Origin of the sequence: Streptomyces sp. NBC_01551, from assembly GCF_026339935.1 — a bacterium.
Classification (GTDB): Bacteria; Actinomycetota; Actinomycetes; order Streptomycetales; family Streptomycetaceae; genus Streptomyces.
Genome location: NZ_JAPEPX010000001.1, coordinates 6,501,822 through 6,527,827, shown reverse-complemented (window position 1 = coordinate 6,527,827; position 26,006 = coordinate 6,501,822). Strand labels below are relative to the sequence as shown.

Annotated in this window: 20 protein-coding genes and 1 pseudogene; 3 read left to right on the top strand and 18 right to left on the bottom strand. The window is 74.4% G+C overall.

Annotated elements, in window-relative coordinates; all coding sequences use genetic code 11:
* Positions 1-14: 14 nt before the first annotated feature.
* The 4 genes from OG982_RS29380 to OG982_RS29365 are packed head-to-tail and all read right to left on the bottom strand — an operon-like array spanning position 15 to position 3,053.
* Entirely contained in the window at positions 15-671 is a 657-nt protein-coding gene (locus OG982_RS29380) for a hypothetical protein (protein WP_266781624.1), read from the bottom strand.
* Entirely contained in the window at positions 605-790 is a 186-nt protein-coding gene (locus tag OG982_RS29375; protein WP_266781626.1) for a hypothetical protein, read from the bottom strand. Before OG982_RS29375 ends, OG982_RS29380 begins: the two co-directional genes overlap by 67 nt.
* A complete protein-coding gene (locus OG982_RS29370; protein ID WP_266949811.1) occupies positions 787-2,562 on the bottom strand; it encodes a hypothetical protein in 1,776 nt (591 codons plus the stop codon). Before OG982_RS29370 ends, OG982_RS29375 begins: the two co-directional genes overlap by 4 nt.
* Positions 2,559-3,053: a hypothetical protein gene (locus tag OG982_RS29365; protein WP_266781630.1), complete on the bottom strand. Its 495-nt coding sequence runs from the start codon at positions 3,051-3,053 to the stop codon at positions 2,559-2,561. The genes OG982_RS29370 and OG982_RS29365 overlap by 4 nt, the downstream gene beginning before the upstream one ends.
* 158 nt (positions 3,054-3,211) lie before the next feature.
* Here OG982_RS29365 and OG982_RS29360 point away from each other — a divergent pair, with 158 nt between their 5' ends.
* Positions 3,212-5,101, top strand: coding sequence for a caspase family protein (locus OG982_RS29360; RefSeq protein ID WP_266949810.1), 1,890 nt, complete (start codon positions 3,212-3,214; stop codon positions 5,099-5,101).
* A 21-nt stretch (positions 5,102-5,122) separates the two neighbouring features.
* Here the strand turns inward: OG982_RS29360 and OG982_RS29355 are convergent, their stop codons facing one another.
* The 8 genes and pseudogenes from OG982_RS29355 to OG982_RS29320 form a co-directional block, all read right to left on the bottom strand.
* Positions 5,123-9,169: a CHAT domain-containing protein gene (locus OG982_RS29355; protein ID WP_266949809.1), complete on the bottom strand. Its 4,047-nt coding sequence runs from the start codon at positions 9,167-9,169 to the stop codon at positions 5,123-5,125.
* A 15-nt stretch (positions 9,170-9,184) separates the two neighbouring features.
* Entirely contained in the window at positions 9,185-9,838 is a 654-nt protein-coding gene (locus OG982_RS29350; RefSeq protein WP_266949808.1) for an RES family NAD+ phosphorylase, read from the bottom strand.
* Positions 9,839-9,841: 3 nt separating this feature from the next.
* The gene (locus OG982_RS29345) at positions 9,842-10,534 is read right to left on the bottom strand and encodes a hypothetical protein (protein ID WP_266949807.1); all 693 of its coding nucleotides are present in this window, start codon (positions 10,532-10,534) and stop codon (positions 9,842-9,844) included.
* Between the two features lie 13 nt (positions 10,535-10,547).
* Positions 10,548-11,693 (bottom strand): hypothetical protein, encoded by a 1,146-nt coding sequence (locus tag OG982_RS29340; protein WP_266949805.1) that lies wholly within the window; start codon positions 11,691-11,693, stop codon positions 10,548-10,550.
* A gap of 339 nt (positions 11,694-12,032) precedes the next feature.
* Positions 12,033-14,405: pseudogene (locus tag OG982_RS29335) on the bottom strand (ATP-binding cassette domain-containing protein); the annotation flags it as partial.
* An 18-nt stretch (positions 14,406-14,423) separates the two neighbouring features.
* Positions 14,424-14,837 carry a VOC family protein gene (locus OG982_RS29330; RefSeq protein ID WP_266781642.1) on the bottom strand — a complete coding sequence of 138 codons (414 nt, stop codon included), beginning with the start codon at positions 14,835-14,837 and terminating at the stop codon, positions 14,424-14,426.
* A gap of 10 nt (positions 14,838-14,847) precedes the next feature.
* Positions 14,848-15,267: a helix-turn-helix domain-containing protein gene (locus OG982_RS29325; RefSeq protein WP_266781643.1), complete on the bottom strand. Its 420-nt coding sequence runs from the start codon at positions 15,265-15,267 to the stop codon at positions 14,848-14,850.
* Between the two features lie 75 nt (positions 15,268-15,342).
* Positions 15,343-16,083, bottom strand: coding sequence for a FadR/GntR family transcriptional regulator (locus OG982_RS29320; protein WP_266949803.1), 741 nt, complete (start codon positions 16,081-16,083; stop codon positions 15,343-15,345).
* 148 nt (positions 16,084-16,231) lie between these two features.
* Here OG982_RS29320 and OG982_RS29315 point away from each other — a divergent pair, with 148 nt between their 5' ends.
* Both OG982_RS29315 and OG982_RS29310 read left to right on the top strand, forming a co-directional pair.
* A complete protein-coding gene (locus OG982_RS29315) occupies positions 16,232-16,753 on the top strand; it encodes a gluconokinase (RefSeq protein ID WP_266791636.1) in 522 nt (173 codons plus the stop codon).
* A 12-nt stretch (positions 16,754-16,765) separates the two neighbouring features.
* Positions 16,766-18,163 (top strand): gluconate:H+ symporter, encoded by a 1,398-nt coding sequence (locus OG982_RS29310; RefSeq protein ID WP_266949801.1) that lies wholly within the window; start codon positions 16,766-16,768, stop codon positions 18,161-18,163.
* 14 nt (positions 18,164-18,177) lie between these two features.
* Here OG982_RS29310 and OG982_RS29305 read toward each other — a convergent pair whose 3' ends face one another.
* The 6 genes from OG982_RS29305 to OG982_RS29280 all read right to left on the bottom strand — a co-directional run bounded on the left by OG982_RS29305 (position 18,178) and on the right by OG982_RS29280 (position 25,790).
* On the bottom strand, positions 18,178-18,453 hold the full coding sequence (locus tag OG982_RS29305) for a hypothetical protein (protein WP_266949799.1): 276 nt from the start codon (positions 18,451-18,453) through the stop codon (positions 18,178-18,180).
* 50 nt (positions 18,454-18,503) lie between these two features.
* Positions 18,504-19,226, bottom strand: a complete 723-nt coding sequence (locus OG982_RS29300; protein WP_266781650.1) for a hypothetical protein — start codon at positions 19,224-19,226, stop codon at positions 18,504-18,506.
* A 17-nt stretch (positions 19,227-19,243) separates the two neighbouring features.
* Entirely contained in the window at positions 19,244-20,533 is a 1,290-nt protein-coding gene (locus OG982_RS29295; RefSeq protein ID WP_266781652.1) for a cytochrome P450, read from the bottom strand.
* Between the two features lie 167 nt (positions 20,534-20,700).
* On the bottom strand, positions 20,701-21,216 hold the full coding sequence (locus tag OG982_RS29290; RefSeq protein WP_266949798.1) for a dual specificity protein phosphatase family protein: 516 nt from the start codon (positions 21,214-21,216) through the stop codon (positions 20,701-20,703).
* Positions 21,217-21,221: 5 nt separating this feature from the next.
* The gene (locus OG982_RS29285) at positions 21,222-22,052 is read right to left on the bottom strand and encodes a hypothetical protein (RefSeq protein ID WP_266949796.1); all 831 of its coding nucleotides are present in this window, start codon (positions 22,050-22,052) and stop codon (positions 21,222-21,224) included.
* A 159-nt stretch (positions 22,053-22,211) separates the two neighbouring features.
* Positions 22,212-25,790, bottom strand: a complete 3,579-nt coding sequence (locus OG982_RS29280; RefSeq protein WP_266949794.1) for a S8 family serine peptidase — start codon at positions 25,788-25,790, stop codon at positions 22,212-22,214.
* Positions 25,791-26,006 lie beyond the last annotated feature (216 nt).

Below are 26,006 nucleotides of genomic sequence, written 5' to 3'. Positions count from 1 at the left end.
GGGTCTCCGATGACTCAGTCGGTGATGACGCGGCGGCGGGTCGGCGTGGCCGGGTCGTACGACCAGCCGCCCGGGGCGGGCGCGGCGGCCGGGGCGGTGGCGCCCGCCCCGGCGGCGGCGGACGCCGTGGTCAGCGGATTGTCGCGCAGGGTGCGGCGGCGCTCCTCGGCCCACGTCCGGTCGGTTCCCCGGCGTACGGCGCGCTCCAGCTGTTCCTCCAACTGCCGCTGGAGGCCCTCGATCTGGTCGTCGACCAGCTTGCGCAGCCGCGTACGCACGTCCTCGGGCAGCGAGGGGTGCGAGGCCAGTGCCCGGACGGCGTCGAAGCCGGGGCGGGACTGGACCAGGGCCCGGCCCGCGGCGAACTCGTCGGCCGCTTCGGCGAGTGCGCCGGTGAGGCTGTCCGCGCAGGCCTGGAGGCGGCGGCTGACGGCCTCGGTGAGCTGGTTGACGAGCCGGACCCAGGTCTCGTGGTGGAAGTCCTCGGGCCGCAGCCGCGGCAGCCGGGCGGCGGCGTCCCCGGTGCCCGCCGCCCCTTCCTCGGCCCAGCGGCGCAGGTGGTCGGTCCAGGTCTGGTAGTCACCGCCGTGGCCCCAGAGCGTGTTCAGGATTGCCTCCGGTTGGCGCCGGGGCGCCGGACGAGCTGTTCGCCGGGGGGCAGCGGGGACCATTCGGGCAGCCCCTCCACGATGCGGCGCAGGCGGGATGTGGTGCGTTCCTCGGCGGGTCCGGTGCCGGCGGCCCACAGCCGTCGCGACGGTGGTCCCTGCTCGGGGCTGGGCGTGGTCATGCCGGCTTTCCTTCCCGGGGTACGGTGCGTCCGCCGAACGGCGAGTTGCCGTCGGCCGCGGTGGACAGCGAGGCGATGAACTCCCGTACCCGGCCCTCGACGGCGTCGGCCTCGGCGTAGGCGTTCTGCCAGGTCGTCAGATCGGCCGAGGCTCCGGCCAGTTGGTGCAGGGCGTCCCGTTTGGCCTCACCGAGCAGCACCCGTGCGCTGTTCTGCGCCTGGCGGGCCTTGCTCGCGCCCTGATTGATCACGAGGGCGGCGACGGCGGCGACCAGCAGCGGGATCACGACCGCCGCGGCGGGGCTGCCGACGGCGTTGCCGATGAACAGGCCGAGCACGGCGACGAGTACGGCCACCGCCACCTTGCCCGCGTACCGGTAGCCGAGCGCGGCGATGAACGGGGCGGTGTGCTTGTCCCAGTGGGCGCCGAGGTCCTGCTGGAGCTCGGGCAGCGGGGTGCGGAAGGAACCGCCCCACTGGGGCAGCGTGAAGCTCTGCGAGCCGATCGGGTAGGTGGCGTCGAAGCGGGCCCACACGTCCTGCGGCACGGCCGCCCGGTAGTCGGCGGAGATGGCCTGGTGGGCGTGGTGGAACCAGTCCCGGCAGGCGGCGACGGCGAGCCGCCGGGTGGCCTGCGACGTGCCGATCGCGGACGGGTTGAGCGCGGCCGTGCTCTGTACGGTCAGGTAGTCGAGGGTCACGTCGTACGAGGCGGAGTCGGCGTCCGCGTCGGCCCGCGCCCGGGTGGTGTCCCCGTCGTGGGCGACGACCGCCTCCTGGTAGGCGAGGTCGCGGCGCAGCGGCAGTTCCTCGTTGTCGTACTCGGAGACCAGCCGGTCGAGGATGTCGTCGACGGCGTCCTCGATCCGGCTCGACGGGTGGTGCTCGGCGTCCGTGATCGCCGTGTACTTGTCGAGGACGGCCTGCTGCATGCGGGCCGCGGAGAGTACCTGGGCGAGCTGGGGCCACTGCGGTGACACCCGGTGGAGGAACGGGAACTCGTCGCCGGTCACGGTCGGGCAGAGCGTGCCGATCTCGGCGCGCCACCGCTCGATCTGGGCGTCCTGGGCACCCTCGTCGCCCGCGAGCAGCCCGTGCCATTCGTCCATGGTGTCCCGGAGCATGGCGCGGCCGGCCGCGCCGAACGCGCCCTGGGCGACCGACTCCAGGATGACGGCGAACTCGCGGCCGAGGGCGGCCGGGTCCTGCGCCATCAGGTAGTGGCGCAGCCAGCGGGTCGACTCGGCGTGCCGCCCCTGGCGGCGCAGGACGAGCGCGAAGAAGAGCGAGGTCCGGTCCGGGGAGCGGCGGAAGGACTCCTGTACGGCGCGTTCGCACAGCTGGGGGTCGTCGGAGGACCAGGCGGCGAGTGCGACGAGCGCCGGCGCGAGCCAGTAGCGCGGGGTCTGGAGCATCAGCTGGTCGCCGACCATGCGGACGGTGTCCTCGGCAACGAGGCCGATGTCGAAGGCCTGGAGCATGCCCACGGCGGTGCGCCGGACCACCTTGTGGTGCCCGAACTCGTGGTCGAGCTGGTCCTGGATGACGCCGACCTTGGTCTCCGCGCGTTGCAGCGCCGCCGTCAGCCTGGCCTGGTCGACGAACGCCCGGAACTCGTCGCGCAGTTGCTGGAGTTCGGTGCGGGTCTGCTGGGTCCCGGCCTCGACGGCGGTGACCTGGCCGGAGACGTGGCCGACCTGTTCGGCGACCTGGACGACGAGGCGGCTGACCTCGGCGACCTTTCTGTGGAGGGCGTAGTCCGTTTCCGTCACTGCTGGTTCCCCGATCGTCCGCTGGGCCGTACGACCGACCCGTTCGTCAGGACGGGCAGCACGAGCCCGTCGGAGTAGACCTCGACGCAGGCGTAACTGGCGTTGCGCGCCAGCATCCTGGCCTCGCCGTACGGCGCGGGCATCACATCACCAGGGGTGAAGTGCGTGAGGATGGTGCCGAAGAGGTCGAGGACGTGGTCCACGTACGGCGGGCCGAGCCAGCACTTGGCGACGTACCCGACCGGGGCGCTGTGGTGTTCGGCCTCGTAGTGCTCGCGGATCCAGTCGGCGAGCTGCCGGCGGGCCGTGTCGTCGAGGCCGGCGTCGAGCCGGGAGATGGCCCCCAGCAGCTCCGGAGACCGATTGCGCAGGCGGTCGGCGAGGCGGCCGGGGGCAGCGGCGGCGCCTTTGACCCCCGGCTCGGGTCCGGCTGTGGTGTGGAGGTCCTGCGCCGGTCGCACGACGCGGCGCGGACGCTCGATGTATCCCATGGTCTCCCCCGGATTTCATGAGCGGAGCACGCAGGCTAGTGACGTTGAGTCAATCATGCGACCGTTCAGCGGATTCGAGCCAATGGTGACCCGGAAGCGCCCGCGATCCGACCGGTTTTCGGCCAGTGGGACGGGCCGGGCGCCCGCAGACTGGTGCCATGGGGAAGGTTTACGCCCTGCTGGTGGGCATCAACGCGTACGGCGGTACCGACCGGGCGGATCTGAGGGGTTGTCTGAACGACGTGGCCGCGGCGCGCGCCGCCCTGGAGCGCCGGGCGCCCGGCCGGCTGGAGGTGCGGACCCTGCTGGAGGGCGCTGCCACGGCCGCGGCGGTGGAGGAGGCGATCCGCTCCCACCTCGGGCAGGCCGGCCCCGGTGACACCGCGTTGTTCTGGTTCTCCGGGCACGGTACGCAGTACGCGGCGCTGACCGCGCAGGAGCTGGCGGTCGAGCCGACCGGGCGCTGCCAGGCGCTTGTCTGCGCCGACGGGCCGCTGCCGGACAAGCGGCTGGGCCCGCTGCTCGACGGGGCGGCGGCGGGCGGCGCACAGGTGGTTGCGGTTCTGGACTGCTGCTTCTCCGGCGGCGCCACCCGCGAGAAGGGGGCGCGCGCCCGGTACCTGCCCCCGTCGCCCCACTGGCGCCCGGCGCCGGCGGGGCGGGACGCGAGCGGGCCCGACACCCGGCCGGCGCACCTGTTGCTGGCGGCGAGCCGGCTGGGGCAAGTCTCCTACGAGTGCGTGTTCCCCGAAGCCGGGGTGGCCCCGGACGGCGGCGGCGCCGGTGGTCCGGGCGTCCACGGCGTGTTCTCCCGGGCCCTGGTCGACGCCCTGTACCGCGCCGGGCCCGCGGCGACCGGCCGGGAACTGCTCGCCGAGGCCCACGCCCGGGTGCGGCGGCGGCTGGAGGGCCAGTACCCGGTGCTCTTCCCGGCCGAGCCCGGCGGGCTCGCGGACCGGCCGCTGCTGGGCGGGGCGGCCCGCACGCCGAGCCCCCACCTGCTCAGGCACGGCCCGGATGGCTGGGAGGTGGACTGCGGCCGGGCGCACGGGCTGACCGGCGGGGCCGGAACGGAGTTCACCGCGCCGGCGGGCCTCGTACGGGCCCAGGAGGTGGCCGCGGACCGCACCCTGGTCGAGCCGGACGGCTGGACTCCGGACCCTGAGGCGGTGTACCCGGTGGCGCTGTCGGCCCTGGCCCTGCCCCCGGCGGCCGTGGTGTTCTCCGGCGGGCGGGCGGCGCTGCCCGCCTCCCCGCTGCTGCGCGAGGTGCCCGAGGCCTCCGCGGAGGCGGAGCGGGCGGCGCCGCTGCTGCGCGTCGAGGTGCGGGACGCGCGGGCCCACGTACTGCGGCGCGACGGATCGCCGTACGTGGCCCCGCTCCCGATGGCCGGGGCGGCGGACGCGGCCCGCCTCGGGGACTGCCTGACCCGGCTGGCGCGCTGGTACCGGATCCGCGACCTCGACGCGGGGCTCTCGCCGCTGGGCGGGCACGTCCGGGTGGAGATCCTGCCGTGGGGCGACGAGGGCGCGCGCCCGCTCGTACCGGACGGGAACGGTGAGATCGTCCGGGAGTACGACGGCCCGCGCGAGCCGTGGGTGTCCGTACGGCTGCGCAACACCGGGCACCGGGTGCTGTGGTGCGTGCTGCTGGACCTCAACGACCGGTTCGGCGCCGGGTCCTCGCTGTTCCCCGGCCAGTTCATCGGGCCGGGGGGCACCGGGTACGCGCTCGACGGGGCGCCCGTGCAGCTGAGCCTGCCCGCGGCGCGGCGCACCGGGCCGGGGGCCAGTGTCCGGGACTGGCTGAAACTCATCGTGACGGAGGACGAGTTGAACACCGTGCCGTTCCACCTCGCCTCCTGGGATCCGGACGCGTGGACGCCGGAGGAAGCGGGGCGGCGCGGCGACTTGGCAGACGGCCTGCTGCGGCTGACCGCGCCGCCCGGGAGTGCGACGGGCGGCCGGGACGTGGGCCCGGTGCACGGGGGTGGGCCGGGCCAGTGGGCGACGCGCACGGTGGCGCTGCGCACGGTGTTCCCCGGCTGAGGAACCCCGGGCGGGGGACCCTCACTGCCCCAGGTGCGTGAATCCCGCCCAGGCGCTGAGATCGCGGGGATCCAGGTCCGCCAGCCGGTCGGCGAGGACCGGTGGCAGCTCCGGCGGCACGGCCCGGTCCGGATCCAGCACCCACAGCTGCGCGCGCCGCAACGCCCGGGCGGGCGGCTCCTGTTCGCGGCGCAGGAAGTGGTGGGTCATGAACATCAGCACGGAGGTCGCCTCGTCCGGCACCGGCCACAGTGAGCCGATCACGGACCGGGTGCCGGCCACCAGGAACGCCGAGGCCAGGCTGTACGCCTCGTTGTGCCCGCGCCCGGAGACCTGGCTGCGGCAGGCGGCGAGGACGACGAGCCCGAGCCGGCCGGGGAGCGAGTCGGCCAGTTCCTCGGCGGTCAACTCGCCGCCCTTGAGGGAGAGGTAGGAGCTGCGGGGCCGGTTCTCGGCGACCGTGCCGTGGCAGGCGAGGTGCAGGACGGCCCCTTCATCGCCCTCGCGCCGCAGCCATTCGGCCACCTGCTGCGGGGTGCCGTCCCCGGTGCTCAGGCCGAGGAGGCGGCCGCCGGGGTAGAAGGCGCGCTGCACGGCGTCGGCCTCCTCGCCCGCGTAGTGCAGGTCTCCCGTCGGGTTGCCGACGATCAGGGCGGTCTCGGTGTGCGGGTGGTGCGGGCGTGCCGCGACCTCGCAGAGCAGCCGCGCGGAGGGGGCGTACGAGATCTCCGCCTCCTCGATGGCGTGCCGGCGGCGGCCGCTCCCGTCCTCGCTCCAGGCGGCGTGCCAGGGGACCAGGCCGAGCGAGCCCATGGGCAGCAGGACCAGCCGGGCCACCCGGCCCGGCCGGTCGGGCACGGCGAAGAGGTCGAACAGCGGCCGGACGGCGGCGTACCAGGCCCAGGAGCACAGCCGGTCGAGCTGCTCGCGCAGCGGGAGCCGCCCGGGCCCGGCGCCCTGGGCCGCGCCGGGGGCGTCCCAGCCGGGTACCGGCCCCAGGTCGCGTCCGGTGCGGGTACCGGGGACGTAGTCGCGCAGCGGTGCGGCGTCCTCGGTGAGCCTCGGCAGCGGCACGGCGTGGATGTCGCCCCCGGCGGTGACGACGAGGGCGCTGCCGGGACCGAGGAAGGAGGCGGGGACGAGGTAGACGAGGGCGTCCTTGCGCAGGGAGCGCAGCCGTTCGCCGATCTCGGCCGCGCCGGGCGGGTCGAGCAGGGAGCCCGCCGCGGCGGCGAGGACCGCCAGCACTTCGCGGCGCAGGGCCGTGGGGACGGCGTCCGCCTCGGCCCCCGCGCCCCGCCACGCCCCGGCGAGGTCCTCCCGGCCGGCCGCGGCGAGCAGGTCGGGGACGGAGCGGCTGGTCGTCGCCGTGTGCAGGACCAGGCCCCGGCAGGCGTCGAGGGCCTGGACGGCCTCCTCCAGGGCGCCGTCGGCCAGGCACCAGCGGACCACTTCCTCGGAGTTCTCGCCGGCCAGCCGGACCGCGTCGGCCGCGTCGTGCGTACCGGACTGGAGCAGCGCGGCCCACACGTAGCCGCGCAGGGAGTCCATGCCGAGCCGGCGGCCGGTCTCGCGGTCGGCGCGGGAGGCGTGGGGGCGCGCCCGGTAGGCGCGGCCGAGGGGGAAGGCGGTGTACGCCCAGAGCCGGTGCTCGGGACCGCCCATGAGGTCGACGGCGCCTTGGAGGAGCACGATCGCCCGCTCCAGGTCCCGGAGCGCCTGGCGGTCGACGATGCGGCCGGCGACCTGCGGGGCGGCCATGGCCAGGGTGCAGTAGAGGGTGCCCGCGGTGGAGGTGAAGCGCACCCGGGATTCGCTGCCCTCCTTGCTCAGTTCCCGCGCCTCCTCGACGAGCGCCAGCGCTTCCCTCAGTCGCGGGAGGTCGGCGGGCTGGAGGAAGTCGCGCATCCACGCGGTACCGATGTCACCGAGCAGGTTGGCGCGGACCGGGCGCGGGTACGTGGCGGCCTTGGCCCGCAGTTCCGCGGCCGACGGGCGACCGGCGGGCGGCTTGGTCCGCGGGGCGCCGGCCCGGTGCGCCAGGTCCTCCCGGGCGACGCGGGCGGTCTCGAACTGGGCCCAGACCTCGATCCAGGCCAGGTCGTCGCGCGGCAGCTCCGCGACGGCCTCGGCGACCTCGGCCAGATGCCGGTCGGCGGCGCCGAGATCGCCGCGTTTGGCGGCGATGAGGGTCTGCGCGGTGCCCTGCTGGCACCTCCACTGGAGGCGCAGCCGGGGTGACAGTTCCAGGGCGTCCGTCATGCCCACCCAGTTGTCCACCGCGGTGGCGAACCCGCCGGTGGCCCCGCTGTACTGCTCCCCCATGGCGAGCGCCGTCTGCTGCGCGTAGGCGATCCAGGGGTCGTCCAGGCCCGCCTCGCGGGCAGCCGCGAAATGCTCCTGCGCCTCGGCGAGGCGCCCCGGATCGCCGGAGATGCCCTGGCTGAGCCGTCGCATGCCGAGGAGGGCGTGCCCGCGCGCCCGCCACTCGGGGTGCTGTCGGGCGTATTCCTCGACGACCCGCGTCACCTCCGCCTCGCGGTCCTCGCCGAACCGGTCGCCGTGCGGGTCGATCATGTGGATGGCGCCGAGGAACATGGCCGCGGTCTCCGCCTGCTCCCGGCTCCCCGGTTCGAGTGTCTGCCACTTCCGGTAGAACGGGCCGATCCGGCTCTCCCAGCGCCGCCGGGCCTCCGGGGTGTCGGCCAGCATCAGGTTGTCGGACCCGAAGTCGAGGGCGGTCCCGCTCTGGACGCCGTCCAGCAACTGGCGGAATATGCGGTTCACCTCCTGCGGCGCGATGTCGGGCGGCCCGTCCTCCGGCAGCCGCATCTGCGCGTCCATGAGGATCATGAGGGCGTAGTCACGCTCCTGGGCGGTGAGTTCCTCGTCCGGGAGGGCGAGGCGCAGCGCGCGGACAGCGGCGCGAAGCCGCTCGGGCTCGGGTGAGCTGTCGTGGCGCAGGCTCTGGCCGATGCCGAGAGCCAGCGCCGCCCGGGTGGGCTTGCCGTCCCGTTCCGGCTGCCACCGGTCCAGCGCCCGGGTGAGCATCTCGATGCCCCGGTCCAGCAGGTTCGGCCGGTCCTGGACCATGCCCCGCGCGCAGAGCAGCCGGCCGAACGTGTCGAGCTGGAGCACGGCCAGCCCGTCCATGTCCCGCGGTCCCGCGACGAGGGCCGCGAGGTCCGCCTCGGCGAGGGCGCCCTGCGCCTCGTCCTGCCAGTTGACGGCGATCACCGTGCGGATGAAGGTGATCCGCAGGTCCGCGTCGCGCACCCACTGCGGCGGCGGGCCGCCCTGCGCGCGTACGTCGGCCAGCGCGGCGGCCGTTTCCTCGCGGGCCTCCTCCAGCATGGCCCGGTCCATGGTGTGGTACCCCTGCAGGGCCAGCGCCATGGCCCTGCTCTGGCGCAGGAGCGGAGCGGGATCCGTCGCCGCCCCGTCCCGGGCCCCGACGACCAGGGTGTAGTACCGGACCGAGTTGGCGAACGAGGGCGCGCCGCCGCCGAGCACGCCGTGGCGCAGCCACAGGTAGCCCAGGGCGGCGTGGAGGTCGGCGTCGCCGGCCTCCGCATGGTCGAGGGCGTTCTGGTTGCGGTACAGGGCCGCGTCGAGGAGTTCCCGGTCGTCCTCGGCCGCCTCGTAGCGGGTCTTGGTGGCGAAGGCGAGCAGCCGGCGGGCGACGGAGGCCGCGCCGTCGAGGTCCGGGTCGTCCGGCAGACCGGCCAGGCCCCGCTCCGCCAGGTCGTGGAAGCGCTCCAGCAGCTCCGGGCCCGGCTGTTCGTCGTGGCGCAGGCCGAGCAGGTGGGCGTACCTGACCCGCCGGAGCGGCCAGTCGGGCCCGTCCTGGGGTCCGGCGCCCCGGAAGGCGTGTGCGAAGGCCTCGGCGGCGAGCTCCCGGTCCTCCGGATCGCCGTGCGCCCCGTACAGCAGATAGCTCAAGTCCCCCGCCCGCCCGCACAGTTCGCGGGCGCGCGGATCACCGGACGGGAGGGCGGCGAGGCCGGCCATGACGGCGTCGCGGTCGGCCCGCCACGCGGCGGGCTGGTCGGGCTGGCCCTGGTCCACTGGTCGTCGTCCCCCTTACGGCGCGAGTCGCGCGTGGTACGGAAGCAGGGCCTGGTCGAGCCAGCGCCGCCCCTCGGGGGTGGCGAAGTCGACGGGCGCGTCTGCCGTTTCGGCGAGCAGGCCGGGCGGGCAGCGGTCGGCGAACAGGACCAGCGCCCGCTCGCCGGGCTCACGTTTCGAGGACCAGAGGAACCCCTGCGCCCAGGGGTCGGTGTGGCGGCGGATCCAGTGCGCCCAGTCCCTGGTGTACGGGTAGTCGCGGGCCTCCGCCTGCACGAGCCAGCTGTCCTGGTGGACGGCGGCCAGGTCCTGCCCGGTGACGAGCGAGACCACGTCCGCGGCGGCCGTGAGCCGCAGCACGGACAGCCGGCGGCCCGTGACGGACACCCGGGGCACGAGGCGCGCCCCGCCCGACGGGTCGAAGGGGAGCGAGTGCAGCACGGTCTCGCTGACCGCCGCTTCGGGGGTGAGCCCGGCATAGAGGTGCCCGTACACGTCGCAGGAGGTGGAGTCGAACCGCCCGCCCCCGTAGAGGCAGTGGGAGGGCACGGGGTTGAAGGAGTCCGCGCCGCGCCGGGAGGAGTGCACCCGGTACAGCGGGGTGCCGGCGGCGAGGGTCACCTTGGCCGGGGTCCCGCCCGGCTCGGCGGGCGGCCGGTAGTTGGGCACGTCCTACTCCCCCTCGGTCAGTAACTCTGCGGCGGAGACGAGGCGTTGTTCCTGCGGGGTGCCGAGCAGCCGTGCCGGTACGCCGTCCAGCCAGCCGTTCGGGGAGAGCCACCAGTCCGCAGCGCCCCAGGGGTCGTGGTCCGCGTCCAACAGGGCGTTCACCTCGCGGACCAGCGGGCGGGCCCGGCCGTCGGCGGCGAACTGGAAGGCGGGGAGCCGGATGACTCCGCCGGCGCCGTGCAGCCGGATGAGACCAGGGGCGTACGGGTCGCATCCGCCCTCCAGGGCTTCGGCGTCACCGAGGGAGGGCGCGGCGAGCAGACGTTCGCGGACCTCGCCGAGCACCGGGCCGACCATGCGGTGGCCGTCGAGGACGAGGACGGCCAGGTCCTCGGCGCTGAAGCCGAGATGGCCGGCGGTGACGGCGTCGGTGGGCGCCGGGGTCGCGGTCAGGCGGCTCTCGCCGGGGAACCGGTCGGGCAGCTGCTCGCCCAGCAGCCGGGCGGCCAGCAGCGCGGCGCGCTCGGCCGCCTCCGGGTCGGCGATCCGCAACGCGGCGAGCAGCAGCGCGAGTTGGCGCAGGGCCTCGGGGGCCAGCCGGGGGTGCAGCTCGTCCCATTCGGCGGCCGCGGCGGCGAGCCTCGCGTAGGGGTTCGCCGGGCCCGCCGGGTCGGCGTGATGGGCGGGGTTGGTCACGTCAGGTTTCCGTTCACGGGCCGTGTTCCTCGGTGGGAGCCAGTAACTCTGCCACGAGCAGGGCCCGTTCGGGCCGCCGGACGAGGAAGTGGACGTCCCAGTCGCCGCCCCGCGCCAGTTCGGCCTCGACGGCGGCCCAGACGGCGGCGAAGCTCTCGGTCGCGGTGAGCCCGCCGCGTCCGGCTCCCAGCAGGGGCAGGCAGAGCGACCTGAGCGGGGGCCGGCCGGCGTCGGCGGACCGGCCGTTCTCCTCGGCGAGGAGGGCGAACACGCGGGTGACGGCCCGGGTGACGTCGGCGGGCTGCACGTCGTAGTCGTTGGTGCCGGGGCGGGGCACGGCCACGGCGGCGTGGTAGATCCGGCGGATGCCCTGCCAGGCGAGGGCTCCGGCGTCGGTCGGGGCCACGGTGCCGGGTGCGACGGGCAGTCCGGGCGCGGTGAACCGGTCGGTCCAGGCGCGGAGTTCGTCGCGGACGCGGTCCTCGACGAGCCGCCCGGCCGGGTCGCGGACGGCGCCGGCGCGGCGCAGGGATGCGGCGACGGAGGACTTGTAGGGCTCGGGCAGGGCGAGGTGGGTGTTGGACGGGGAGACGACCACGTCGATGTCGCGCAGCAGGTCCACGGCGTGCACGTGCAGGGTGACCTGGCGGTCGTGGCCTCCGGCGCGCACGGGCATCCGGTGGTGGCTGGGGGTGAGCGGGCGCGGCCGCACGGACGGTTCGGCGCCGGCCGGGGCGGTAGGGCGGTCCGCCGCGGTCTGCTCCGCGGCGCCGGAGGCGAGGCGTACGAGCTGCTCGGCGACCTGGCCGAGCACCATCAGCTCCTGGTTCTTGCGGAACCGCTCCACGCTGACGCCGTAGACCTGCGCGGCCCGTCGGCGCCGGTCGGCGGGCGGCCAGTCCCGGGTCCCCTGAGCCAGCCCGAGGCTGTACTCGGCGGCCTCCTGGAGGGTCCCGCCGCCCATCGCGGCCACGGCGGTGCGCAGCAGCCGCTCGACGGCGGGGAAGCGCGGCTCTCCGGGGCTCCCCTCCCCCGGACCGACCGACATGCCGGTGAGCACAGGAAGCCTGAGCTCACGCAGTCGGACGATCCCGGCCCGCCGCACTTCCCTCACCTCCGCGAGGACCGCCCCGTGATCGGGCAGTTGTGTGAGCGACATGGCGGAAGGATCGCACCGCGCGTGTCACCCCTACAAGCCGGATCCGGCCCTCTTCCTCCATGCTCCGGTGCCGACGGGTCGGAGTCCGGTCGCGGGGCGGTCGAGGACGGTCGGATTCCGGGCGGGTTCGGGGCGGGGGGCGGTCGCCGCCACGACACCGCCGGACGAGAGGCCCGGGCCGGGACGCTGCGCGGGCCGCGGGAGACCGGGCTGGGGCCGGCGGGCCATGGACAACCCGTGTCTCCGGGCGAAGACGGCCGCCGCCTACTTCGCGGGCTTCCCGGACGCCTGACCCCTGCGGGAGCCCCTGGCCCGGGACCCGGCCCGGGACCCCGGCCGCGCGCCGACGTACGCCGCGAGGTGCTCCCCCGTCAGCGTGGCCCGGGCGGCGACGAGATCGGCGGGCGTGCCCTCGAAGACGACCCGGCCGCCGTCGTGCCCGGCGCCGGGGCCGAGGTCGATGATCCAGTCGGCGTGCGCCATCACCGCCTGGTGGTGCTCGACGACGATGACCGACTTGCCGGAGTCCACCAGCCGGTCGAGCAGCCCGAGCAACTGCTCGACGTCGGCGAGGTGCAGGCCGGCGGTCGGCTCGTCGAGGACGTAGATCCCGCCCTTCTCGGCCATGTGCGTGGCCAGCTTGAGCCGCTGCCGCTCGCCGCCGGACAGGGTGGTGAGCGGCTGGCCGAGGCTCAGGTAGCCGAGCCCGACGTCGGCGAGCCGGCCGAGGATGCGGTGCGCGGCCGGCGTGCTCGCCTCGCCCGCGCCGAAGAACTCCTCGGCCTCGGTCACCGGCATCGCCAGCACCTCGCTGATGTCGCGGCCGCCGAGGTGGTAGTCCAGTACCGCCGCCTGGAACCGCTTGCCCTCGCAGTCCTCGCAGGTGGTGGCGACGCCGGCCATCATCGCCAGGTCGGTGTAGATGACGCCGGCGCCGTTGCAGGTGGGGCAGGCGCCCTCGGAATTGGCGCTGAACAGCGCCGGCTTGACGCCGTTGGCCTTGGCGAACGCCTTGCGGACCGGGTCGAGCAGCCCCGTGTACGTCGCCGGGTTGCTCCGCCTGGACCCGCGGATCGCACCCTGGTCGATCGACACCACGCCCTCCCCGGCCGGGATCGACCCGTGCACGAGCGAGCTCTTGCCGGAGCCCGCGACACCGGTGACGACGGCGAGCACCCCGAGCGGGATGTCGACGTCGACCTCGCGCAGGTTGTTCGCCGTCGCGCCGCGGATCTCCAGGGTGCCGGTGGGCTCGCGCACCGTGTCCTTGAGGACGGACCGGTCGTCGAAGTGGCGGCCGGTGATGGTGCCGCCGGCCCGCAGCCCCTCGACGGTGCCCTCGAAGCAGACGGTGCCGCCGCCGGTGCCGGCGCCGGGGCCGAGGTCGACGACGTGGTCGGCGATCGCGATGGTCTCCGGCTTGTGCTCCACGACGAGGACCGTGTTGCCCTTGTCGCGCAGCCGCAGCAGCAGGTCGTTCATCCGCTGGATGTCGTGGGGGTGCAGGCCGATGGTGGGCTCGTCGAAGACGTAGGTGACGTCGGTGAGCGAGGAGCCGAGGTGGCGGATCATCTTGACGCGCTGCGCCTCGCCGCCCGACAGCGTGCCCGACGGCCGGTCGAGCGCGAGGTAGCCGAGGCCGATCTCCACGAACGAGTCGAGGGTCTGGCGCAGCGCGGCGAGCAGCGGCGCCACCGAGGGCTCCCGCAGGCCGCGGACCCATTCGGCCAGGTCGCTGATCTGCATGGCGCAGGCGTCGGCGATGCTGATCCGCTTGATCTTCGACGACCGGGCGCCCTCGGCGAGCCGGGTCCCGTCGCACTCGGGGCAGGTGGTGAAGGTGACCGCCCGCTCCACGAACGCCCGGATGTGCGGCTGCATCGCCTCCTTGTCCTTCGACAGGAACGACTTCTGGATCTTCGGGACCAGCCCCTCGTAGGTGAGGTTGACCCCGTTGACCTTCACCTTGGTGGGTTCGCGGTAGAGGAAGTCCTGCATCTCCCTCTTGGTGAACCGGGCGATCGGCTTGTTCGGGTCGAGGAAGCCCGACTCGGCGTAGATCCCCACGGTCCAGACGTTGTCCGACTTCCAACCGGGGATGGTGAAGGCGCCCTCGGCGATCGACTTGGAGGCGTCGTAGAGCTGGGTGAGGTCGATGTCGGAGACGGCGCCGCGGCCTTCGCAGCGGGCGCACATGCCGCCGGTGCGGTTGAAGGTCGCCTTGACCGTCTTCCCGGCGCCGCGCTCGACGGTGATCGCACCGCTCGCCCTGACCGAGGGGACGTTGAAGGCGTACGCGCTGGGCGGGCCGATGTGTGGTGTGCCGAGGCGGCTGAAGAGGATGCGGAGCATCGCGTTGGCGTCGGTGGCGGTGCCGACCGTGGAGCGGGGGTCGGCGCCCAGCCGCTGCTGGTCGACGATGATCGCGGTGGTCAGCCCTTCGAGTACGTCCACCTCGGGGCGCGCCAGCGTGGGCATGAAGCCCTGGACGAAGGCGCTGTACGTCTCGTTGATCAGCCGCTGCGACTCCGCGGCGATCGTGTCGAAGACCAGCGAGCTCTTGCCGGAGCCGGAGACACCGGTGAACACGGTCAGCTTGCGCTTGGGGATCGCGACGCTGACGTCCTTGAGGTTGTTCACGCGTGCGCCGTGCACCCGGATCAGGTCGTGCGGCGCGGGCGACGACGGCGTGGTCTTGGTGGTCCTGCTCATCGCTCTCCGTACCGGTCGTTACGCGCGTACCTGGTTGAAGCGCAGCATGTTGCCGGAGGGATCGCGGAACGCGCAGTCGCGGACGCCGTACGGCTGGTCCACCGGTTCCTGGAGCACTTCGCCGCCGGCGTCGCGGATGCGCGCGAAGGCGGCGTCGACGTCGTCGGTGGAGAAGATCACTCCGCGCAGCATGCCCTTGGCCAGCAGCTCTGCCATCGCCTGCTTGTCGGCGGGCGAGGCGTTCGGGTTGGCGAGGGGCGGTTCGAGGACGATCGCGACGTCCGGCTGCGCCGGGGCGCCGACGGTCACCCAGCGCATGCCCTCGAACCCGACGTCGTTGCGCACCTCCAGGCCGAGGACGTCGCGGTAGAAGGCGAGTGCCTTGTCGTGGTCGTCGACGGCGATGAAGCACTGGGAAAGGTTGATTTCCATGCGTTTCACGCTAAGGGCGGGGGGCCGGTTTCGCTTCCCCACCCTTGACCGGGCGCGTGTGGATCTTGGCGACGCAGGCCGGGATTGCGGCGCCGTCGTCGTGGCTGCGGGCCCGGTAGGCGCTCGGACTCTCACCGACCAGCTCGGTGAACCGCGAGCTGAACGATCCGAGCGAGGTACAGCCCACCGCGAAGCAGACCTCGGTCACCGACAGGTCACCCCGCCGCAGCAGCGCCTTGGCCCGCTCGATCCGGCGCGTCATCAGGTAGCTGTACGGCGTCTCCCCGAAGGCGGCGCGGAAGCTGCGGGAGAAGTGCCCCGGTGACATGAGCGCGTAGCGCGCCAGCGCCGGCACGTCCAGCGGCTCGGCGTACTCGCGGTCCATCCGATCCCGTGCCCGGCGCAGCCGGACGAGGTCCTCCAACGTCATGGCACCACCATCCCACAGCGCCGGCCACCTCCGGTTCGCGGAGTCCCGAGCCGGCGCCGGCCCCCGCGTGGCTACCTAAGGCGCGGCCGGTTCACCATGGGCAGTCGCGGCGGTCTGGGCAGTCGGGGCCAGGACGTCGAGTTCGTCGAGGGCGCCTGCCGCGATCTCGCCGGTCAGGGCCTGCGCGCGCACCGCGTCGCCCTCGCGGATCGCCTCGGCGACCCGGACGTGGAGGGTGACGGCGGCCGGGTCGGGGTCGTCGAACATCACCGCGTGCTGCGTGCGGCCTGTGAGGACCTCGGCGACGACGTCGCCGAGCCGGGCGAACATCTCGTTGCCGGAGGCGTTCAGCACGATGCGGTGGAAGGCGATGTCGTGGCGCAGGTAGCCCTCCAGCTGGTGGCCGCGCGAGGTGCGGACCATGCCGAGGGCCGCCTCGGTGAGTTCGGCGCACTGCTCGGCGGTGGCCCGGGCGGCCGCGAGGCCGGCCGCGACCGGCTCGATCGCCGAGCGCAGCACCGTCAGGGAGCGCAGCTGGCGCGGCCGGTCGGCGCCGGCCAGCCGCCACCGGATGACCTGCGGGTCGTAGACGTTCCACTCCTCGGCGGGGCGCACGGTGACGCCGACCCGGCGGCGCGACTCGACCAGTTGCATCGATTCCAGCACCCGGACCACTTCCCGCACGACGGTCCGCGAGGCCCCGAACCGCTCGGCGATCTCGTCGGTGCGCAGCACGCTGCCGGGCGGGTTCTCCCCCGCCGTGATCGCGAGGCCGAGGGTGTCCAGTACACGGATGTGGAGGCCTTCGGTGGTCATGGCGTAAGCGTACGGTGACGCCCAGCCCAACTAAAGGTGTGATGTTTTACCTTCGACTCATGAATAAGTACTACTTAATGCGCTTCAGTGGTGCCACACCAGACCGATGTCAACGACGACAGCGACGAGCAGGACAGTGAGGTACGACGTGGTCACCCAGCGCGTCATCGTGGTGATGGGCGTGGCTGGCACGGGCAAGACGACCGTGGGCCGGCTGCTCGCGGACGCGCTCGGCCTGCCGTACGCGGAGGGCGACGCCTTCCACCCGGCGGCCAACGTCGCCAAGATGTCGGCGGGCACCCCCCTCGACGACGCCGACCGGTGGCCCTGGCTCGACGCCGTCGGCGAGTGGATCCGCGATCGGGCCGGCCGAGGGGGCGGCGTGGTCGCGGCCTCGTCCCTCAAGCGCGTCTACCGCGACCGGCTGCGCACCTGCGCCCCCGGGGCGGTCTTCGTCCACCTCACCGGCGAGCGCCCGCTGATCGAGGAACGCATGGCCGCCCGCACGGGCCATTTCATGCCCGCCGCGCTGCTCGACTCGCAGTTCGCCACCCTCGAACCGCTCGCGCCGGACGAACTCGGTGTGGCCGTCGACGTGTCCGGAACCCCCGAAGAGATCACCGAACGGGCGCTCGCCGCGCTCCGCCGGCTCCCCGTCCCCCAGAACTGAGGAACCGTCACCGTGACCAGTCTCAGCGTCGAGACTCTGGCAGCGGCCGCCACCGAGCCGATCACCTCGGCCGGCAACGCGCAACTGGGCATAGCCGTCCTCGGCGGCATAGCCGTCATCGTCCTGCTCATCAGCCGGCTGAAGCTGCACGCCTTCCTGGCCCTGACCGTCGGCTCGCTCGCCCTCGGCGTGTTCGCGGGCGCCCCACTGGCCAAGACCATCACCAGCTTCACCGCCGGGCTGGGCGCGACCGTCGCGGGCGTGGGCGTACTCATCGCCCTCGGTGCGATCCTCGGCAAGCTCCTCGCCGATTCCGGCGGCGCGGACGAGATCGTGGACACCATCCTGGCCAAGGCCAAGGGCCGCGCCATGCCGTGGGCGATGGTGCTGATCGCCTCCGTGATCGGACTGCCGCTCTTCTTCGAGGTCGGCATCGTGCTGCTGATCCCGGTGGTGCTGCTGGTGGCCAAGCGCGGCAACTACTCCCTGATGCGGATCGGCATCCCCGCGCTCGCCGGCCTCTCGGTGATGCACGGCCTGATCCCGCCGCACCCCGGCCCGCTCGTCGCCATCGACGCGCTGCACGCGAACCTGGGCGTCACCCTCGCCCTCGGCGTGCTCGTCGCCCTCCCCACGGTGATCATCGCGGGGCCGCTGTTCTCCCGGTACGCGGCGCGCTGGGTGGACATCCCGGCCCCCGAACACATGGCGCCGCAGCGCCCGTCGGCCGAGCCGGCGCACCGCCCCCGGTTCGGGGCGACGGTCTTCACCGTGCTGCTGCCGGTGGCGCTGATGCTGGTCAAGGCGTTGGTCGACATCGTGGTCAACGACCCCGCCAACGCGGTGCAGCGGGTCACGGACGTCGCGGGCTCCCCGCTGATCGCGCTCCTCGCGGCGGTGCTGGTGGGCATGTTCACGCTGGGCCGGGCCGCCGGCTTCACCCGGGAGCGGATCTCGGTGACGGTGGAGAAGTCCCTCGCGCCGATCGCCGGCATCCTGCTGATCGTGGGCGCGGGCGGCGGTTTCAAGCAGACCCTGATCGACGCCGGTGTCGGCCAGATGATCCTGGAGCTGTCGCAGAGCTGGGCGATACCGACCCTGCTGCTGGCCTGGCTGATCGCCGTGGCCATCCGGCTGGCCACGGGCTCGGCGACGGTGGCCACCATCTCGGCGGCCGGCCTGGTGGCCCCGCTCGCGGCGGGCATGTCGACCACCGAGACCGCCTTGCTGGTCCTCGCCGTCGGGGCGGGCTCGCTGTTCTTCAGCCACGTCAACGACGCCGGATTCTGGCTGGTGAAGGAGTACTTCGGGATGACCGTGGGCCAGACCCTGAAGACCTGGTCGGTGATGGAGACCATCATCTCCGTGTGCGGCCTGGGCTTCGTGCTCCTGCTCTCCCTCGTCCTGTAGGGCCCGCGCCGGATTCAGAACCTCTTGTACGTCGGCCGGTGCGGCCGGGTTCCCGGCCCGAGCCGCGACGCCGTCAGGCGGAGGCCGTCCGCCGCGGTGGCACACCGCAGCGCCAGGGCGGAGACTTCCGCGCGGAAGGCCTCCGCCTCCGGTCCCTCCCAGTCCAGTTCGGCGGCGGCCAGCCGCAGCCGCGCGGCGTGCGCGCGCAGGGCGGTCGCGTGCCCGCGCAGCCACTCGGCCGGACCGGGCGGGTGCGGGTGGCGGCGGGGGGCTTCGGGAAGGTGGGTCACGGGCCCCTCCAGGGAGCACGGGCCGGGCGGAGACCGCCGGGGCGGGGTGTTCACGGCGCGGAGACCTCCCGGCCGAGGTCCTGGTCGCCGCGGTCCCGGGCGCCGCGGTCCCGGTCGAACAGGGCCCGGCAGGCGGCGCCGAGGCCGAGCAGCGGCTCGGCGGCCATCGCCCGGCCGGTGGCCACCTGCCACCCGGCGTGGTCGTTGAACGGGTTCCCGTCGGTCAGCGCGTTCCAGGCCAGGATGTCCGCGAAGGACGGGGTCAGCATCCCGAACGCGTGCTCGGCGCCCCGCTCGCGCATGACCGCGCGGAACGTCCGGACCGCGTCCGCCTGCCGGCCCTCCCCGACCGCCGCCAGGATCGCGGCGGCGTCCGGGTCCGCCGGCGGCCCGGGGAACCCGGCGCGCGCCGCCCGGATCCTGGCCCTCAGTCCGCAGACGGCGATGCTGATCGCCAGGCTCTCCCGGCCCGCGAGGACCCCGGCGAGCCGCCCGGCCCCGGCCACGCCCCGCCCGCGCAACGCCCAGCCCAGCCCCGCCGGGTCGGTGAGGGTGCGCAGCAGGGTCCGCCAGGCGAGCCGTTGCCCGCTCCCGCGGCCGCCCCGGCCGCCCCACCCCAGCGCCGAGACCGGCAGACGGCTCCCGAGGGCCAGTTCGGAGGCGTACCGGGCCGCCTCGCCGACCGCGTCCGCGGCCTCGGCGAGCTCCCGGCACAGGGCGTCGAGCTGGTCGACGTCCGGTTCGGTGGGGAGGGACGTCACGGCGTCGGGCATGGGTTCCTCGCGGGTCGTCAGCGGCGGGTGAGCATGAGCCGGATGCCCTGCGGGTCCAGGGTCGCGGGCAGGGGCCCCAACGGGTCGAGGACCGGCCGGGTCCCGGCGACCCGGTGGCCGCGCAGCACCTCGGCGCAGAGCGCGGCGGTGACCAGCAGCCCGAGCTGATCGCCGGGGCAGCGGCCCGCGCCGTGGCCGAACGGGGCCATCCGGATGTCCCGGTCGGCTCCCCGGTCGGTCCACCGGCACGGCACGAACGCGTGCGCGGCCGGTACGTGTTCGGGGTCGCGCTGGTGGAAGAGCGCGGGCAGCAGGACGGAGGTCCCGGCGGGGTAGCGCACACCCCGCCATTCGGTCGCGGCCCGGGTGACCCGGATCAGGTCGGGCACCACCGGGTAGAGCCTCAGGGATTCCCGTACGCAGGCCCGCAGCCGGGGCAGTTCGCCCCGTCCGCCACTGCCCGCGCGGGCCTCGGCGGCGGCCGCGTCCTGTTCGCCGGGATGGGCGCCGAGGAGCAGCAGCGTGCGCAGCAGCGTCGCCGGGAGGGTGTCCATGGCGAGCAGCCAGCGGCGCGCCTGCGCGGCGAGTTCACCCGGACCGGCCGCGGCGGCCGCCCGCACCGCTCCGGCCGGCTCCGCCATGCTCCGGCGGGCCCGTCCGACGAGGGTGTGCGGCTCGGCGTAGGCGGCGTACTGCGCGATCCGGGCGGTGGCCCGCTCCTGGACGGCGCGCTCGGCCCGGGCCCGGGTGGGGCGCGGCCCCATCCCGTCGCCCTCGCCCCGCAGCCGGCGCAGCCAGCCTGTGAGTTCCTCGTCCCCGGCGGCCGCCTCCCCGAGCACGATCCGGCGTCCGGCGCGGGCGACCGCGCGGCGGGCGCGGGCCAGGCGCAGGGTGTCGGAGGCCGTCAGCAGCCGGGCCTCCTCGGCGACGGCGGCGAGGAACGGCCCGCAGGACGGGTGCACGGGCGCGTCGGCGGCCAGCACCTCGGCGTTGATCCGGCGCCGCTCCCCGGCGGCCTCGCACGGGTCCGGGGCGAGGGCGCTCGCGGGCTCGGCGTAGAACCGGCGCATGTCCTGCGGGTCGAGGAGGACGAGGACCGGACCGGACGGCCCGCGGACGAGGACGGGTGCGCCGCCGTGGCGGGCGCGCAGCTCGCGCAGGGCGGCGGCGTACGTGTCGGCCGCGCGCGGGCGGGCGAACCCGGGCAGGGCCCGGGCGGCGAGCGCCCGCACGGACGCGGCCCGCCCGGCGCGGGCCCGCGGCGCGTACGGGGCGACGACCGCCCGCCCCGGACCGGACCCGGTCATGCCGGGACCACCCTGTCGGCGCCCTCGGGAGCGGCCTCCTGGACCGTACGCATCCCTGTACCTCCGCGCAGCCGGAAATCAACGGTGGGTGACAACGGGATCACCGTACGTCGATCTTGGGAGGTCCGCGCCCCGGGGGCGCTGGGGGTGTCCGCCCGCTTCGCCCGCTACGGGAGCGGGTCGAGCTCCGTGAGCCGGGCGGCCACGTCCAGCCCGGCGGCCAGATAGGCGGTGAACGTCGCGTTGTGCAGGGCCCACGGGGAGCGCCGGCGGCGGACGAGGGCGATGGCGTCGGCCGCGGCGAGGCCCCGTTCCATCAGGCACTGGGCGACGACGAGCCCGGAGCGGTTGTAGCCCGAGTGGCAGCGCACCAGGATCGTGCGGCCCGCGTCGAGGGCGCCCGAGGCGGCCCGCGCGAGCCGCCGCACGGTGTGGAGCTGGCCGGCCGTCAGGGCGGCGTCGGGCATCAGCGCCACCAGGTGCTCGGCGTCCGGGCCGGGGCCGTGGCCGGAACGGGTGAAGAGGCTGATGACCAGGTCGAACTCGTCCGCCACCACGACCGGCCGCAGTTCCCCGGCGGGATCGGTCCACACGTGCCCGCCCATCCACAGGCCCGGGGAGATCTCGTCCCACGGGCTCTGCGGTTCGGGTACGTCACGCCCCTTGCCCCGGATCTTCTCCATGGGCGTCACGATCGCACAACAGCGCCCGCCTGAGCGGCGGTTGACGCGAACACGGCCTCGCGGAAGGCGGTACGGAGGGAGGCGGGCGCGGGGCCGGGGCCGGCCGGGAGCAGCACGGCCCAGCGGCTCAGCCGGGGGGAGATCCACAGGGCCGGGCCTTCGCCGTACGACCAGACGCCGTACGGGCCGGGGTGCCAGAGCAGGCCCCGGGCGGGGGTGAGCTCGCCGGTGCGGATGCGCAGGGACTCGGCGGTCCACGCCCGGGGGACGGGGTGGTCCGCCGGGGAGAGCAGGTGGGCCAGGAACCGGCCGAGGTCGGCGAGGGGCGCGCGCAGGGTTCCGTCGAGGTCGTGGCCGGTGCGCGTCATCCCCAGGGGGCGCCAGATCAGCTCGGTGGCGCAGTCGCCGAGCGGGCCGCCGCAGAGCTGCTCGACGAGCCGCGTCAGCGCGGGCACGCCCTCGCCGGCCCCGCGGGTGAGCAGCTGGTGGGCGGTGGGCCCGTGGGCCTCGATCGGGGTGTGCAGGGACAGCTCGCCCCGGGCCACGAGACTCCCGAGCACGGGCCACACGGCCACCACGGGCGCGAGCGCCCCGACGTCGCGGACGACTTCGGCACCGGGACCGTCGCCGGAGGGGCCGTTGCCGGACGAGCCGTCGCCACACGGGCCGTCGCCACACGAGCCGTCGCCGGACGGGGCGTTACCGGACGGGTCGATACCGTACGGGTCGTTACCGGACCCGGCCAGGACCCCGTCGGGTCCGCCGAGCGCCCAGACGGCCCCCGGGTCGGCGGCGTTCACCTTCGCGTGCAGGGCCTCGTCGCTGTCAGGCGTCATGGTCAACGACGCTAACCACGCCGGACGGCCCCGCCCGCGCACGTCGCGGCGGAGTCCGGGCCCGGCCACCCGGATGCCGGTACCGGCGGTGGAACGGCGAAGGGGCGGGGCGCCAAAAGACGCCCCGCCCCGTGCCGCTGACCGGCGGTCGGCGGCCGGCTAGCTCTTGTCGGGCCGGTCCGTCACCCGCAGGGTGTTCAGCAGGGGCTTGCCGAACCCGCTGTGCGTGACGAAGCGGACGTTGAGGACCCCGTCCGTGACCGTGACCGTGTACGTACGGTTCAGGGCCTTGTACGTGCCCGCCTCCAGCGAGATGTCCAGGGACGGCAGCACCTGCGTGCCCTCGGCCATCACGTCGAAGACGCGCTTGTTCGGCTTGGTGGAGGAGAGCTCCGCGAAGCCCAGCTCCACCGTGTAGGTGCCGTTCGGGACGTTGTCGAAGCGGTACTCGTACATGCCCTCACGGGCGTTGCGGAACAGCCGCTGGTCGTCCGTGCCGGCGATGGTGCGACCGGTGGACTGCACCGAGGCGTTCCCCTGGTAGCCGTACGAGCCGGCCTTGTACTTGCGGTCCGGGGACCAGCTGTCCCCGAGCGCGTCCGTGGCCGGGTAGTCGGAGCCCGCGTCCACGGCGACCTGGTAGCGCGGGACCACGACCTTGACCGGCACCGTGAGCACCGGCGCGCGGCCGCTGGCCGAGGTTATCTTCAGGTCGGCCGTCAGGACGGTCCCGGCGGCCAGGCCCGTCGTGTCGACGGCCAGGGCGAGGGCGGCCTTGCCGCCGGTCGGCAGGCTGCCGGTGCCCGGGGTGGCCGTCAGCCAGGCCGCGTCCTCGGTCACCGTGAAGTCCGTGCCGAGGCCCGGGTTGGTGAGGTCGAGGGTGCGGGTCCGCTTCTGGTCCGCGGGGAGGACGACCTCCACCGCCTGCGTCGCGGCGGTGACCTTGCCGGTGCGCAGGGAGCGCGTCACCGAGGTGACGTCGGCCGCCTTGATGTCGACCGTGGCCGAGGCGGACTCGTACTGGGCGGCGGTCAGCGAGAGCGCCCGCGAGCCGGACGGGCTCTGGACGACGTAGGCGCCGTCCGCGGCCGTGGTGGCGGAGACCGCGGAGTCGCCCGTGCCGACGGTCACCGTGGCGCCTTCGACGCCCTTGCCGTCGTTGGCGTCGAGCACCCGGCCGGTGACCACGCCGCTCTTGGTGGTCCGGAAGCCGATGGAGAGGCCGTCCGTGATGACCGGGGTGTTGAAGGAGTACTTGAAGGCGTCGGTGCCGGTGGCGTTCTCCACGCCGACGGTGGCCGTGGAGCCGCCCTTGATGCCGGTGCCGCCGGTGCCCTTGTAGTGGTAGGTGACGGTGCCGTCCTCGCCGATGGCCGCCGAGAAGGAGAACTTGTCGGCCTGCGCCGACCAGTGCGCGACGTCGCGCCACTCGATCACGTACTGCCGGTGCGGGGCGGTGCCGGTGACGGCCGTGAAGACGCCCGAGCCGCTGCCCGCGGCGCCGACGACCAGGTCGTCCCAGAACGGGTACAGGGCCGCGTTGGGCGTGGCCGTGCTCGGGAGGTCGCCGTTGATGTCACCGGTGTTGTTGCCGCCGAAGCTGACGGTGCCGTTGGTGCCGATCCACGCCTGGCCGTACGTCTTTCCGTACAGCGGCAGCGGGAAGGGCAGGGCCACGCGCTCGGTGGTGTTGTCGCCGGTCAGCGCGAGCTGCCGGTCCCCGGCCGCGTACGGGCCGCCGCTCGCGATGGCACAGGCGTAGCCGTAGGAGTCGGTGCGCTCGGGCAGGCTGACCGCGACCGTGGCGTCCCCGGCGACGGTGACCTTCGCCGTGCCGCCGGTGAGGCAGCGGGAGGAGTGGGTCGCGTTCACGTCGTACGAGCCGTGCGGCAGCGTGACCTCGAAGCGGCCCTGCGCGTCGGCGGTCGCGGTCACCGGGGTGTCCGCGATGGTGACGACGGCGCCCGCGGCGGGTCCGGCGGCCGAGGACACCGTGCCGGTCAGCTTGCCGGAGGCGGCCTGGGTGAGGGTGAAGTCGCCGGTGGCGGTGGCGTTCTCGGTCACCGTCGCCGTCGAGGTCTGCTGCCCGTAGCCGAACTTCGAGGCGGTCAGCGTGTACTCGCCGACGGACAGGGAGCCGAAGCGGTACGAGCCGTCGGCGGCCGTGGTCACCGTACGGTCGATGGGGCCGTCGGCGGTGATCTTCACGCCCGCGACCGGCTCGCCGCCGGCGCGCACGGTGCCGCCGAGGGCGCCGATCGCCCCGCGCGGGGCGGCGCCCACTGCGGCCAGCGCGTCGAGGCGGCCCTCGCCGAAGACGTTGTTGTCGGCGGCGTTGCCGCCGCACTGGCTGCTGTCGGTGTCCAGCGCGGTGCCGTCCAGCAGCGACTCGGTCTGCGCGACGTCGCCTTCGAGGGCGGGCGCGGCGGACCAGAGCAGGGCCACGGTGGCCGCGGTGTGCGGGGAGGCCATCGAGGTGCCGGAGAAGGCCTCGTACCCGCCGCCGGGGACGGAGGAGCGGACGTTCACGCCGGGCGCCGAGATGTTCGGCTTGACGATGCCGCCGGGGCCCGCGCCGCGCGAGGAGAACGGGGCGATGGCGTTGTTGATGTCGAAGGCGCCGGAGCTGTAGGAGCTCGCGTAGTCGCCGGGCGAACCGCTGGTGGCGCAGCTCGGGCCGGAGTTCCCGTTGGAGAAGGCCGGGAAGATGCCGGCGGCGCGCCAGGTGTCGACGATCTGCTGGTACCAGTCGTCGTGCGCCGCGCTGCCCCAGGAGTTGTTCACGACGTGGGGGGCGAGGTCGGGGCGCGGGTTCTGCCCGTTCAGGTCGGTCGGGGCGACGATCCACTGCCCGGAGGCGAGGAGGGAGGCCTCGGAGCAGGAGCCGGTCTCGCAGCCCTTGGCGGCGATCCACTTGGCGCCGGGTGCGACACCGATCTTGTTGGCGCCGCCGTCGTCGCCGACCATCGTGCCCATGGTGTGGGTGCCGTGGTCGTTGTTGTCACAGGGCGCTGCCGAGGCGCAGACGCCGCCCGGGTCGAACCAGTTGTAGTTGTGGTCGTAGGAGCCGTCGGCGCCCTTGCCCCGGTACTGGTTGTTCACCGCCGGGTGGGTGTAGTCCACGCCGCTGTCGATGTTGGCGACGACGATGCCCTCGCCGCGCACACCGAGCTGGTCCCACACCTGGGGGGCCTTGATGCGGTCGATGTTCCATTCGACGGCGTCGGCGGCGGCCTTCTCCCGCTTGCCCTCGGCGGGCTTGGGGAGGGTGACCTTGTCGTCGGCGTCGATCCGGGAGACCTCGGGACGCTGGGCCAGCGTGCCGGCGAGCTTCTCGCTGCCGACGACGCGGACCGCGTTGACGATCCAGTACGAGGTGTACTCGGCCTTCGCGCCGTCCAGGGCCTTGACGACCTCGGCCTGGCTGCGCGCGGCGTGGTCCTTCTTGGCGCGCAGAACCGTTTCCGCCTTCGCCGCGCGGGTCTTCTGCCTGCCCGCGGCGGAGAGGTCGGCGGCGCTGTCGAGATAGACCCAGAAGACGGCCTTCGCGGAGTCGTCGAGCTGGGCGCGCAGCTTGGGCTCGATCTTGCGCTCGGCCGCGCTGGGGGTGGGGCCGCCGGCGCGATGGTCCGCCGCCGGCGCGGCCGCGGCGACGCCCGCGCCGAGGGGTAAGAGCAGGACGGAACTGAGGGCGGCGATGGCCGCTCGTAAGGATCGTCGTCTGGTGCTTTGTGCCACGTGTGGTCTCCTCGTACGCCGTGTGCAGGTTGTGCGGAACGGGCGGAACGGGCATGCGTGACGTGCGCGGGTCATGGTGTTCGAGGCGTCATGCTCATTACAAGGGGGCCAAATGAGCCGACCTGGAATCCGCCACGTCCAGGCACACCGGACCGCCCCGGGGCCCGGCCGGGGCGCCCTTCCGGGTGGCCTTTCCCGGGTGGGCGGGCGAGGCTG